This is a genomic window from Salmonella sp. 32031103-2018-00083-FB-01-SM-01, assembly GCF_017571995.1.
Classification (GTDB): domain Bacteria; phylum Pseudomonadota; class Gammaproteobacteria; order Enterobacterales; family Enterobacteriaceae; genus Salmonella; species Salmonella enterica.
The window spans coordinates 424,176-437,641 of the sequence record NZ_JAGEQL010000002.1 but is presented as its reverse complement, the minus strand read 5'-3'; the positions used below and the strand labels follow the sequence as shown (position 1 = coordinate 437,641).

10 protein-coding genes, 1 tRNA gene and 1 pseudogene are annotated in these 13,466 nt (G+C 46.8%); 6 read left to right on the top strand and 6 right to left on the bottom strand.

What is annotated here, in order from left to right:
- Positions 1 to 66: 66 nt before the first annotated feature.
- The 4 genes from J4614_RS08425 to idnD all read right to left on the bottom strand — a co-directional run bounded on the left by J4614_RS08425 (position 67) and on the right by idnD (position 4,330).
- Positions 67 to 1,065: a LacI family DNA-binding transcriptional regulator gene (locus J4614_RS08425; RefSeq protein WP_001244064.1), complete on the bottom strand. Its 999-nt coding sequence runs from the start codon at positions 1,063 to 1,065 to the stop codon at positions 67 to 69.
- Between the two features lie 63 nt (positions 1,066 to 1,128).
- Positions 1,129 to 2,448: a gnt-II system L-idonate transporter gene (idnT, locus tag J4614_RS08420; protein WP_001128356.1), complete on the bottom strand. Its 1,320-nt coding sequence runs from the start codon at positions 2,446 to 2,448 to the stop codon at positions 1,129 to 1,131.
- Between the two features lie 61 nt (positions 2,449 to 2,509).
- On the bottom strand, positions 2,510 to 3,274 hold the full coding sequence (gene idnO, locus J4614_RS08415) for a gluconate 5-dehydrogenase (RefSeq protein WP_000998688.1): 765 nt from the start codon (positions 3,272 to 3,274) through the stop codon (positions 2,510 to 2,512).
- A 24-nt stretch (positions 3,275 to 3,298) separates the two neighbouring features.
- Positions 3,299 to 4,330, bottom strand: coding sequence for an L-idonate 5-dehydrogenase (gene idnD / locus J4614_RS08410; protein WP_195700704.1), 1,032 nt, complete (start codon positions 4,328 to 4,330; stop codon positions 3,299 to 3,301).
- Positions 4,331 to 4,546: 216 nt separating this feature from the next.
- On the opposite strand from idnD, the gene idnK reads away from it, so the two are divergent.
- Positions 4,547 to 5,077, top strand: coding sequence for a gluconokinase (idnK, locus tag J4614_RS08405; protein WP_000896756.1), 531 nt, complete (start codon positions 4,547 to 4,549; stop codon positions 5,075 to 5,077).
- A gap of 27 nt (positions 5,078 to 5,104) precedes the next feature.
- Here the strand turns inward: idnK and J4614_RS08400 are convergent, their stop codons facing one another.
- Complete coding sequence (locus J4614_RS08400) at positions 5,105 to 6,124, bottom strand: NAD(P)-dependent alcohol dehydrogenase (RefSeq protein WP_000152558.1); 1,020 nt, start codon at positions 6,122 to 6,124, stop codon at positions 5,105 to 5,107.
- Positions 6,125 to 6,346: 222 nt separating this feature from the next.
- Here J4614_RS08400 and J4614_RS08395 point away from each other — a divergent pair.
- From J4614_RS08395 to J4614_RS08375, 5 genes and pseudogenes are all read left to right on the top strand, one after another.
- A tRNA-Leu gene (locus J4614_RS08395) sits at positions 6,347 to 6,431 on the top strand.
- Positions 6,432 to 6,651: 220 nt separating this feature from the next.
- Positions 6,652 to 6,936, top strand: a pseudogene (locus tag J4614_RS22060) (Arm DNA-binding domain-containing protein); the annotation flags it as partial.
- 63 nt (positions 6,937 to 6,999) lie between these two features.
- Positions 7,000 to 8,319, top strand: a complete 1,320-nt coding sequence (locus J4614_RS08390) for a site-specific integrase (RefSeq protein ID WP_347238728.1) — start codon at positions 7,000 to 7,002, stop codon at positions 8,317 to 8,319.
- A gap of 123 nt (positions 8,320 to 8,442) precedes the next feature.
- Positions 8,443 to 9,660, top strand: coding sequence for a hypothetical protein (locus J4614_RS08385; protein WP_138019742.1), 1,218 nt, complete (start codon positions 8,443 to 8,445; stop codon positions 9,658 to 9,660).
- Positions 9,661 to 10,349: 689 nt separating this feature from the next.
- Positions 10,350 to 11,669, top strand: coding sequence for a hypothetical protein (locus J4614_RS08375; RefSeq protein ID WP_094888275.1), 1,320 nt, complete (start codon positions 10,350 to 10,352; stop codon positions 11,667 to 11,669).
- Between the two features lie 147 nt (positions 11,670 to 11,816).
- Here J4614_RS08375 and mobH read toward each other — a convergent pair whose 3' ends face one another.
- A complete protein-coding gene (mobH, locus tag J4614_RS08370; protein WP_138019741.1) occupies positions 11,817 to 13,409 on the bottom strand; it encodes a MobH family relaxase in 1,593 nt (530 codons plus the stop codon).
- Between the last annotated feature and the right edge of the window lie 57 nt (positions 13,410 to 13,466).

The window sequence follows — 13,466 nt, the reverse complement described above, 5'->3', positions numbered from 1 at the left end:
TGACGCGTGGCGCTTTTGGCTACGCGTTAAGCTCAGGCAAGCTGCGGGAAAAAGTAGTTCAAAAATTTATAATGTGTTGCCGTGATAAATCTGATAACCCAAATCAATCGTATTATGGTTGAGATCGTTATTTTTAATTTTGTTGAGCAACATCTGCGCGGCCCTGCGCCCGATCTCAAAACGAGGGGTAATTACGCTGGCGAGGCTCGGTATCATTTGCCTGCCCATCTCCAGACCGTGGAAGCCGGCGATGGAGATCTGCTCCGGTACGGCCAGTTGACGCTCGCGGCACCACAGTAGAGCGCCCATTGCGATATCGTCATTTGTACAAAAGACGCCATCCACGTCCGGGTGCGCAGTAAGCGCATCACGCATTAGCTGTATCCCCAGATGGATAGAGGAGATAGCGCGGGGATTGATGCGCAACGGCGCCAGCCCCCGGCGCGTCATCGCATCGCAGTAGCCATGATAACGCTGCTCATCACGGATATCGTCTTTTGAACCCAGATAGAGGATTTTACGCCGCTGGCGTTTATCCAGCATGGTGCTGACCATATCAAAGGCGGCCTGACGGTTATCAAACCCCACCTCCATATCTAAGCGATCGCCCTGGATATCCATGAGTTCTACAATCGGAAGGGTAGCTGAGCGCAGGAATTTGACGGTTCTGAGGGTATGATATTTTTCTGAAAGAATAATGCCGTCGATATTGTAAGACAGTAAATTGATAACGGACTCTTCTTCCGAATCGCGATTGTAATTGTAATTCGCAATGAGAGTTTGGTAGTTATGACCCGACGTTACGGATTCAATCCCGGCAAGAATGTCGGCAAACAACTGGTTCTGAAAAGAGGGGATCAGCACGCCCAGAGTGTAACTTTGCGCGTTTAACAGCATAGCTGGCGCGCGATTTGGTATGTAGTTAATTTCCTCCATGATCTGCGCAATACGCTCGCCGGTTTCCCTGGCGACTTTTTTCGGCGAGCGGATGTAACGGCTCACCGTCATTTTTGTCACGCCTGCAAGCGTAGCGATATCCTGCAAAGAAATTCTGTGATTCCTCATGTTTTCTCCAGTACCGGGGGCGGGAACGTCGCCCCCATGGTTAATTGGGCTGCGGATGATGAATTAATGCAGAACCGCATTCAGCGCCAGTACGCCCAGCAATCCCATGACAGAAATCAATGTTTCCATAACGGTCCAGGTGCGTAGGGTTTCCCCGACGCTAAGATTAAAATACCCTTTAAATAGCCAAAAACCGGGATCGTTAACATGTGATGCAATAACGCTTCCTGCGCCTGTCGCCAGTACCATTAACGCCGGATCGGCGTGGGTTACGTTAATAATCGGCAATACGACGCCCGCTGTGGTTATCGCGGCCACGGTCGCGGAACCTAACGCAATACGCAGCACGGCGGCTACCGTCCAGCACATTAATAACGGAGATAGCGATGTGCCGGTCATTAATTGCGAGATATATTGGCCCACGCCGCTATCCACCAGCACTTGCTTAAACGCGCCGCCGCCCGCGATGATAAAAACAATCATCGCAATAGCGCCAATGGACTCGCCGACGATATCCATCACCTGCTCAACCGTACGTCCGTTGCGTCGGCCCAGCGTAAAAATGGCGATGATAATGGCAATAAACAACGCCACTGCTGGATTACCAATAAATTCGAAGAAAACCCGCACGGCATTCGTTTTTGGCAGCGTGATTTCACATACCGCTGCGATGGCCATCAGAATGACCGGGATCACGGCGGCAAAAATACTGTTCCAGAATGACGGCATCTCCTCTTCACTGAATAGGTGAGGATTAAATAATCCTTCAGGCGGCGCTTTCTCAAAGCGCGCCAGCAATTTTGAAAACAGAGGGCCGGCAACAATCACGGTCGGTATGGTAATGATTAACCCATACAGCAGGGTCGTACCGAGATTTGCCTCAAAAATTGTCGCAATAGCGGTAGGGCCGGGATGCGGCGGCAGGAAGCAGTGCGTAACGGATAAGGCGGCGACCATTGGAACCCCGACATACAGCAAGGGCAGTCCCGATGAGGCCACAATCGTAAAAACGAGCGGCAACAGCAGTACGAATCCGACTTCAAAAAACATTGCCAGGCCGACGATAAGCCCGGTGATCACCAGCGCCCATTGCACGCGTTTTTTGCCGAACGTATTAATGAGCGTCGTCGCAATGCGCTGCGCGGCGCCGGTATCGGAAATTAATCTTCCCAGCATCGCGCCAAAACCGAGGATCATGGCGAGTCCGCCCAGAGTACCGCCAATTCCGTTTTGTATGGAGTGCAGGACGTCTTGCGCGCCCATCCCTTCGGCAAATCCCACCACGGCGGCAACCAGAACAAGGGCGATAAAGCCGTTAACTTTAAAGCCAATCATTAAGACCAACAGCAGCGCAACGCCTGCCGCAATAATTATTAATGGCATATTCGTCTCTCTTATTAGCGCCAAAATAGCAGCGCTTACGCGCTGCGTCGTATTTCCCTGGTCAGACGGCAACCAGCATACCGCCATCGACAAACAGCAGATGTCCGTTAACAAAGTCGGAGGCTTTTGACGAGAGAAACACCGCTGCGCCAATAAGCTCCTGGGGATCGCCCCAGCGTGCGGCAGGCGTACGTTTGCATAGCCAGGAGGTGAAGGCTTCATCTTCAACCAGCGCTTTGGTCATCTCCGTTTTGAAGTATCCCGGCGCAATACCGTTGACCTGGATATTATGACGCGCCAGCTCCACGCACATGCCGCGAGTCAGCATCTTCACGGCACCCTTCGACGCGGCGTATGGCGTAATCGTGTCGCGGCCCAGCTCGCTTTGCATCGAACAGATGTTGATCACTTTTCCTGCCTGCCGCGCCACCATACGGCGCGTAACGGCCTGAGAGACGAGAAAAACCGCGGTCTGATTTACGGCGATGACGTCATTCCACTCCTGCTCGGGAAACTCAGTAAACGGATGACGGCGCTGGATACCGGCGTTATTTATCAGGACGTCAATGACGCCGATATCTTTTTCGATATGTTCAACCGCAGCTTCAATATCCTGTTTATGGGTGACATTAAAGGGAGCGGCAATAGCCTTTATCCCTTCCTGCTGAAGTTTCGTCACGGCTGTTTCGGCGCGCTCCGGGGTAATATCGTTAACAATAATGCGCGCGCCATAGCGACCAAGACCGGTTGCCAGCAAATAACCAATTCCCTGAGCGGCTCCGGTGATAAGGATATTTTTACCTGCCAGTGAAAAAAGATCGTTCATGATAGTGTCCCTTATTTTACTTTCTCAGAAAACGAGCTGAACTTTTGCCGCCTGTGTTTTGTCTCCGGCAAAGATCAGCGCCGCTTCCAGGTCGGTAAATGGATATTCCGCGCTCAGTAACGGCAGCGGATTGATAACGCGGTTGGCAAGCCAGGAAACCGCAGTATTAAATTCGGTAGTAAAGCGGAAAGAGCCTTTCAGGGAGATCTCTTTGCTTATTACCATCATCATCGGGAAGTTGGGGACTGCGCCGCCCATGCCAACCTGCACCATCACGCCTTTTGCCCGTGTGACTTCCAGACACGTTGAGATTGAGGAAGGATGCCCGGAGACTTCAAAACTGATATCGAAATACCCTTTTTCTGCTTTCCAGCCATCAAGAGAGTCATGCTGTGGGTTTACCAGCGTATCCGCGCCCATCTGCCGGGCCAGCGAGAGAGAACGGGTACTGATATCAGCACATGCCACTTCCGCTGCGCCCAGCGTTTTTACCGCGCTAACAATCAGGCAGCCGATAGGGCCAACGCCGGAGATAAAGACGCGTTTGCCTTGCAGATCGCCCGCCTCATGAGCCGCATGAATGGCAACCGCCAGCGGTTCGGCAAAGGCCATGGCTTTTTCGTCTGCCTGTTCCGGCCAGGGAATGCACTGAACGGTATCGACAGCTTTAAATCGGGTAAAACCGCCATCGACATGCGGAAAATACATGGCGCTGCCAAAGAAACGCATTTCAGTACAGTGGTTTTCTTCATGCTGCAGACAGTATTTGCAATGACCGCAAGGCTTCGATGGATTAATCGCTACCGGTTGTCCTTCACGTAATAAATCTGAGTCGCTATGAACGATTTTGCCAATCACTTCATGACCTAAAATCATTGGCGCTTTTACTGTAAAATTGCCGACTTTGCCTTCCTGATAATAATGTAAGTCAGACCCACAAATGCCGCCTCGGGTAATTTGTACGAGTGTTCCTTTATTATTCCATTCAATATTTTGTTCCGTAACGGCAACAGCACGCTTACCCGCAACAACGCAGGATTGAGTTTTTACTTCCATAAATTCCTCACTGGTCAGGTAGTTACCCTGAACGCATTTAAGCGGTTTTATTTGTCATTATTTGTGACTTATGTCACGCTGGAAAATTGTTACACTACAATGTTACGCATAACGTGATGTGCCTTAGAGTTCTTCTCTATGGAAATTAAAAAACGTGAAATTGTCGAACGTAGAGGCGTAATATTGTGGTGTGGAATATGACTCAGAGGTATTTAAATGGCCGGGGAAAGCTATATTTTAATGGGTGTTTCAGGTAGTGGTAAATCTTTAATAGGCAGCAAAATTGCAACATTATTTTCTGCGAAGTTTATTGACGGCGATGATCTCCATCCGGCGAAAAACATTGATAAAATGTCTCAGGGAATACCGTTAACTGATGAAGACCGTTTACCCTGGCTGGAACGATTAAATGACGCTTCATACAGTCTTTATAAAAAAAATGAGACGGGATTTATTGTCTGCTCGTCATTAAAAAAACAGTACCGCGATATTTTACGTAAGAGCAGCCCTAACGTACATTTCCTGTGGCTGGATGGCGATTACGCCACCATTCTGCAGCGAATGCAGCGTCGTGCCGGGCATTTTATGCCGCCAGACCTGCTGCAAAGTCAGTTTGACGCGCTGGAGCGACCCTGTGCCGATGAACATGATATTGCGCGTATCGATGTTAATCATGACATCGAGCACGTGACGGAGCAGTGCCGACTGGCTGTACAGGCTTTTCGTCAGGCACTCAGCGCTTCCTGATCATTGTCAAAGCGCTGAGTCAGGCGGTCAGAAGTCAGCTTTTAGCACTACACGATAGCGGGCTTTGCCGTCGCGAACGTGCTGGATAGCCTCGTTGATTTGTGACATTGCGAACAGTTCCGTGGTGGGCGCGACTTTGCTGCGTCCGGCGAATTTCATCAGTTTGCGAAGTTCATATGGCGTTCCGGTTGCCGAGCCTGAGATACTGCGATCGCCGGCAATTAATGTAAACGCCGGTACGGGCAGCGGCTTCAATACGGCCCCAACGGTATGGAAGTTGCCGCCATACGTCAGCGCTTCGAAGTAGGGCTGCCAGTCGAGATCGACGTTGACCGTGTTAATAATGAGATCGAACTGGCCCGCCAGTGCTTTTAACGCTTCCGGATCGCGGCTGTTCACCACGTTATTGGCCCCCATCGCCAGCACTTCCTGCTCTTTCGATGGATTTGAGCTGAACGCGGTGACTTCGCAGCCCATTGCATGTAACAGCTTTATGGCGATATGCCCAAGCCCGCCAATACCGATGACGCCAACGCGGCTGGTAGCAGTAATATGGTGCATCAGTAGCGGTTTAAAGACCGTAATGCCGCCACATAACAGCGGGCCTGCGGACGCCATATCCATATTCTCCGGAAGAGGAATTACCCACTGCCAGCCCGCGCGAAGCTTCTCGGCAAAACCGCCACGATTGAGGATAGTGGGCACTGCGCCTTCCAGGCAGTTAATTTGATTGCCGCTGATACAGGCATCGCAGTGTCCGCAGCTGCGCGCCGTCCAGCCGATTCCAACGCGCTGGCCGACTTTTAGCCCCTTATCCTGTGCCGCGCTGCCGAGTGCGGCCACCCGACCAATGACCTCATGTCCGGCAACCAGAGGGTATTGAGAGAACCCCCATTCATTGTCGATCATCGACAGATCGGAATGGCAGATCCCGCAGTAGTCGACCCGTACCTCGACATCTTCCGGTTGGAGTTCTCCCGCGTCATATTCATAGAGTTCGAGCTCGCCGCCCGCCTCTTTGGCGGCGTAGCTTTTTATTATCGTCATTGTGCTTCCCTTAATGTGGTGTTGAACTGAAAAGTGTAGAGCATGGAGGCAAGGGACGCCTGGCGTTAATCTGCTGGAGAAGGCGGGAAGTAGCCTGATTATTCTATTTAATACTCAACGCTGCTGAAATTTTCAGCACTTAGCGATACAGGTGTATGCTCGTGCTTGCATGGCGGCGTATGACAGGTATAATCCACAACGTTTTCCGCATACCTCTTCAGTGCCGAAGTGGCGAAATCGGTAGACGCAGTTGATTCAAAATCAACCGTAGAAATACGTGCCGGTTCGAGTCCGGCCTTCGGCACCAAGTGATGCAATAATTAGCTACCTAAGGGTGGCTTTTTTTGTGTCCATTTACGTCCAAATTCGTCCATATCCGTCTGTAATTCAAAGATAATTTATTTTTCGATAATAACCATTTTAATTTTATGGTCTTTCCGTGTTGGTCGTTTTTTATCCATTGACATCCAGGTGATTTGGGGGCAAAAAAGGGGGCAAACCCGGTTCGATAGAGGAGTGACCCCCGAATGGCGCTTACAGATCTCGCAATCCGGCATGCCAGGCCGCTTGGCAAGGCATACAGGCTCTCTGACTGTCACGGTCTTTACATTCAGGTGAACCCCAGCGGATCTAAGCTGTGGTATCTGAAATTTCGCTTTGGAAACAAAGAGAACCGTATGGCATTAGGCCCTTATCCGCTCATTTCTCTCGCTCTGGCAAGGGAGAAGCAAGCGGATATAAGAAGGCTTATTTTAGAAGGCATTAATCCGGCGGAAAAACGCAGAGAGGACAAGCGGGGTGGAGAGCCCCTTTATACGTTCGAGTCCGTGGCGCGAGAATGGGTCTCCAGTAACATAAACTGGTCGGCGGAACATATGAAGCGGGTGCTGCGTTATTTTGAGCTTTACGTCTTTCCCACGAACGGTAGTTGTGACATCACCAAACTGAAGGTTAAAGATCTGCTGGTGCCCATCAAAGAGGTGGAGAAGGCGGGCAAACTGGATGTTGCTTCCCGGCTTCAGCAGCGCACTGCCTGCGTGATGCGCTATGCCGTCCAGAACGGCATTATCGATCATAACCCTGCATCAGATTTAACCGGCGCGGTTTCCACGCCCAAAGTGCGTCACCACCCTGCACTGGATCTGAATCTTATCCCTGATTTCCTGGAAAGAATCGACGATTACAAAGGCCGTCAACTGACTCAACTGGCGGTAAAGCTGGCGCTGCTGCTGTTTATCCGCTCCAGCGAACTGCGCTTTGCCCGCTGGGATGAAATTGACCTGCGTAACGCCATGTGGACAATCCCCGCCGAGCGTGAGCCGATCCCCGGCGTTAAATATTCAGCGCGTGGGGCGAAGATGCACTCCCCACACCTGGTCCCATTGTCACGTCAGGCCATCGAACTGCTGCACGAAGTGCGGCAGCATTGCCGACCGGGAACTGAACTGATGTTCCCCGGCGATCACAATTACCGCAAACCAATGAGCGAAAACACCATCAACAAAGCGTTGCGGGTGATGGGCTACGACACCCAGAAAGACGTCTGCGGCCACGGTTTTCGCACTATGGCCTGTAGCGCGCTAGTGGAGTCGGGCCTGTGGTCAAGCGACGCGGTAGAGCGCCAGATGAGCCATCAGGAGCGCAAGCGCGTGCGGGCGGCGTATATCCATAAGGCGCAGCATCTCGAAGAGCGCCGGGAGATGATGCAGTGGTGGGCGGATTATCTGGATGCAAACCGGTTCAGGCATGTGGTGCCGTATGGCTTTAAAAAGTCGCCGGGAGGCACACTCGACCATATGAGCTTCCAGGAGCGCAATGACCGGCAGCTAGAAGAGCTGAAAGCCAGAATACTGGCCGACTCGGAATGGCTGACAGCGTCTGAGTTATCGGCAAAAGCGGGTTTTCGTTCCGCCGATCCTGATGCTGGCCCGAAAGGCTGGAAAGCGGCCGGGAAGATATTCTCGCTGAAGGTCGACGGGGAGGATTTGTATCCGGATTATGTTCTGGATGAGAAAGCGCGACCTCTCAAGGTTGTCAGGTTGATACTCTCGCTGTTCAAGGAACGCAAAACGCCGTGGGGACTGGCTATCTGGTTTGGCTCGGCTAATCGCAGGTTGAGAGGTGGGAAGCCGAAAGATTTGCTGGTGTCAAAGTCCGAGCTGGTTCTGCTGGCGGCTCAGGATGAGGTTGAGTGATGATTACAGGGCGGTATAATCAGTTAAATTAGCTCCTGAGGAATTAAATATTGTAATTTTTCTATGTAATAAAGTATTTTTTATTTAATATATGATTCATTATTTTAATGTGTGGGCTCAAGTATGTTTATACCTAATAGTAAAATAAGCAGATATCTAAGTGCAGAGAGTGTAGGGTTTTGGGTTGATTATGCTCCTGATTCGAAGGCGGTCGGATTAGTTTGTAAGCTTCCGCTTATGATTCTTAAATCAATATTATTAGGAGCTAAGGTAGACCTTCATTTTATGTTTACCGAAATTCCGAATAGATATTTAACAATCGGGGTGACTGTTCATGATGTAGAAGATAATCCCAGCATGTATGTTTATCCCATTAGAGATAAAATAGAAATAAAAGGTCTTAATAAATTACTTGAGAAGAAAAGAATTGAGATAGCATTTTATGATGATTTTAGTCATCCAGCTATTTCATGTGCTACTAATTTACCTCTAGAATTCATCGAAAAACTTAAAATTCTTAAAAACAAGGGGTTTACAACGGTTAAGGATTTCTTCATAGGCCATGCAGTAACAGAATCGTGTTTCAAAGCGTTACATGATTCATATGAATCATCCTCATCTCTGCCAACATCAATTGCCTCGTGTTCTCTGGAATTATATGCAATAAAAAGCTTATTGATTGGAGCCCATGAGTCTGTAGTGAATAAGATTTATTATGATCTTTTTGATGGTAAAAATGGTAGTGAAGGGTACATACAAGAGGACATGATAAAATATGCATTATCATATCTATTTATGAATAATGTAGTAAGTAGTCCAATGATTAGAGAAGGCAATAAGGATAGGGAGTTTACTGACATTGCAGTTTTTGATAACAATAATATTTTACTTATTGAGTCAAAAGCAAGTGCGATAATAGAGAAAGGTAGGTTAACAAACAGTTTCAGACGAGAGTCAGGAACAAGTAAACTGATAAAAAAAGCCATATCTCAAGTCGAAGGAGTATCTAAACTCTGTCACTCTGGGGTGGAAGTAAATATTGGAGTGGAAAATACAAATGTAATTGACAGTAGCAATAATATACATATCTTTATAGTCGTCATTGAGTTAATCTATCTTGATCAAGAACCAAGCTTTAATGAATTAACTAATAAAATATATGATGAAACAGGCTGTAAAGTACAAGTTGTTGACCTTTCGTCTTTAATAAATATTATCAAGCTGAGTCGGGGTATACCTAAGGCATTTTGGAAACATTTAGAAGGAAGATTTGAACTATCATATTATAATAAAACTTATAATATTCGTGATATAGATTCATCATTGCCTGTAAGGTTTTGAAGGTTTTGAAGGTTTTGAAGGTTTTGAAGGTTTTGAAGGTTTTGAAGGTTTTGAAGGTTTTGAAGGTTTTGAAGGTTTTGAAGGTTTTGAAGGTTTTGAAGGTTTTGAAGGTTTTGACTTCAGTCTTGAAGTTATATTTTTTAGATGGCACGTGCTATTGCGTGCCTGCTAGGGTTTTATATTTATAACTATACTTTTCGATATGCGTGTAAGAGCATTTTTTAATGATTCAATGTCGTCGGAAATTAGTAGTGCTTAATCGTAATTGTCATCGATCTCATGACACGCAACATTTCAACTGTAGCGATTTATACTGGTTAAATCATAATTTCTTTTTGATGATTTAATGATTCAATTGTCATCAGTTAAAGGCTCTTAAATATAAAGATGCCGTTTGCTACCAAAAGTTTTCGTTTTTTTAACAATGAAAATGGTATCTTCCCATGGAAAATTTGAATTTCTCAAATTTTATATATTTTAATATGGTTGTGATAATTACTGTAATAAAAATATAAAATTTATTTTTTAAATTTAAAATAAGAGGTTAAAGTAGTCTTTTAGTATATTTTTACAACGTGCTCTTTAATTCATTATTTTTTGGTTTTGAAAGTATTTAACGCTTTAAAATTATTCTTGGTTCCCGTCAGTATATTGTGTATACTATAAAGAATTTTATTTATGAGATCAAAATGCAAATATTAGATGACATTTGGAAATCCATTACAGGTAATATTAAAAGTAAAGTGACAGACCCTATAATTGGAGCATTTGTTATTAGTTGGTCTTTATGTAATTGGGATAAGTTAGCTATACTTTTTTGGGGGAAGGGCTCAGTAAATGAACGAGTGGCCGAATTTACAGGAATGATGTCGGTTTTTAATATCCCCAAGCTGATCGTTTTAGATATTGATTTATTTATCTTACCTGTAGTGCTTACCGGGATGTATATATTTGTATTTCCTTGGGTGTCTCTCTGGATAAGAGGGATACAAAAGCAAAATATTATTAAGCAATATGAGCAAGTAGTTTCTATAGATATAGAGAAATCAGAAAAACAAAAAGAGTTAAATAAATTAATTCTCCGTTCAGATCCAGAGAAAAATTTTTTAGCTAAAGAGGTTGAGCTGGATCTAAGAGTTGAAGAGGATCATCTTACTCGCCGGATGCATCTTACAAAATATATTCAGAACAAAACAGAATCCAGTAAAAAACAGTTAGAGATTAAAAGTATAGAGTTAGAAAAATATAAAATTGAAAATGACTCTGCTAAGATTGATTACGAAAAAAAAGTACGTCAAGAGGAAAGAGATAAATTAAAACATCAAGAAAGTATCGCAGTTCATAATGCTGTATTAGCATCAAATAGGTTTCCATTCTCTTATGGTTTAATGGAATCTCTGTCCTCTAGTTTAGGAAATGATGAAATTACTATCTCATTGAATGGATTGAGTGATTGTATTGCAGCCGTTTTTGGATATGATAATTTCTATTCTTTGATTAATGATTCTGCTTTTAATAATGAGAATTCTAGAAAGTGCATTTACATTTATCATGATTCTGATTATTTAACTAAACGATTTGATTTCATTATTGCTAATGAAGGCGTAACTAGTGAGTACATAAACACAAATATTATTTTTGAGCATGTTTCCATGGTCATGCAACAGTTGGGTTTTAACTTCTTATCTGGAGAATCAATTGCAGAAAAAATTTATGATGATTTAAATAACAACATTTCAATTATTCTCGATGAACCAGCTGTCAATTCAGCGATGGCTGAAACCGATACTATTTTTGACGATGTTTATGTTGAAATATCTAGTGTTATATTTGAAAGTACTCTACAAGTAGCCCTAGTGGGAAATGCAAGTGGTACTCATAGAAAAGATTCAGAGGTTCATGGGCAGGATATAAGTTTTCGTGGTGTGGCTGAATGTACCCCTGTTTTGGGAAAATTCGGCTTGTCAGAGTATAAGTTAGTAATTAACCAAGCCTCTCCTGATTTTTAATTAAGGTTCTCTCTGATTAATAGTGAGGAGCAATGGAATGTTTATAACTATTTTACTGGTTATAAATTGTAATTAACTGGAGATGTCCTTATATTCAATTGTTGAGTCATTTTTGGCATTTGATGAAGTTTATTTAGTAATAGTTAACTAATTATTTAATAACAACTTCAGCCACGGGTTATTCACCGGCATTTTCTCTCCAAGCACCAGCCCAGGATCCGCCATCAGAAACCCTTTCAACTGACTACTTTTCTTTTGTGGCGCGCGAACCTCGCAGGTCCAGATAAAACTGTCATCATTACAGCGCAGGGCCAGCCCTGACTCCTGAAACATTCGTTGCGCCAGCTTCCAGCCGTCACCGGTATCACCTGTTGTTTCTGATGCGTATAACTTAAAGATCCCCGGTGAAATCAAGAAAAGATGGTTTTCCACCACATGTACCTTGCCGTTTCGGGTATTCACCGTGGCTGAAGGGCTGGTGTGGTTCTTCAGCCACTGCAGGAAATTATTATTGTCAACAAGTCTCGGGTCGTCTGCTATCTCCGGTAGCGGTTGAGTGGGGGCGCTAAGTTCAGGGATGGGTTCAGCTTCGCTTACCGGCGTCACATCACCGGCAAAACAGGCGGGACGTTGTTCGCCTGGCTCCCATATTGCAGACGGTGTCAGGTGCAGCAGCGTCAGTGGTTCAACGGGCGACCAGCCCTTATCCGATCGGATAATGCAGCGCCAGATCGCTTTATCCTCATTGGCAACGATAAGCTGATGCGTCAACAGTTCGTCAAACAGGCGGTTATTGTTTTCCGGCACGCTGGATACGCCATGCTGGAGCAGCCAGGCGCGGACCCGGTCGGCGGTGGTTTTGCTGATAAGCCACAGCGCATCCTCCGTCAGCCAGCCATCGGATCCGCATTCGGGATTATTGAGCCGGTACTCGTTCTGTACCAGCGAACGCAAGGCGGAAAGAAGCTGCTGGGGGAAGGACGAGGGCTTTTGCGCCAGCGCGGTTTTGATATTGCCGCCGAGGTATCGGGCGACAGAGGCTTTATCGGCCTGCTGCACCAGTTCAGCCAGTGCGCCAACCCGTTCGTAGTGTCCGGTGAGCTGATAAATCAGGGACGCAAAAGCCGCCGGGTATCCGGCCAGCCAGTTCAGTAATGGCGAGGGTATCAACTGATTAATCAGCATTGCGCCAGCGGCAGGATGTAGATGATAGTCGCGACCGTAGCTCTGGTATTGCCAGCGATAAGGCTGTGTCAGATTATCCTGCCACGGATGCCAGCGGGTACCATCACGTTGATGAACCTCCATATCTACGGCGATTTTTCCTGTATCGTGCAGCAATGCCGCGCAGACCACTGTGACAGTCCATGCGCTGGCCTGCCGGGCCTGTTCTTCGGCACCCGCTTCCGGTGGCAGCAGATAACCCTGGCGCAGTCGGATGGCGTTGCAGGCAACCTCCAGCGAATGATCCAGTAGCCCACCGGGAATATAATGGTGATGGCTTTGTGAGGCGGGTAGAAGCTGCACCAGTGCGGCGAAGCGGTAAATCGCAGTGAGGATCCAGCTATCGAAAAGGGTATCCGGCAGTGGGGTCAGTTGCCGTAACTGGTGCAAATAGGACTGTCGAAACGGCGTCGCCAGCAACTGTTCTGCGGATAGTGGCGCAAACCAGCCCTCCGGCAGCGCAGCGTCTGGCGCAGGTTGCTGACTCTGGGATGGTACTTGTAGCCACTTCAGCATATTTCCCCTTTCCGGGCAGGCCCCTTTGCCCTTGTCGCCCTTCCTTTGCAGTTTCTC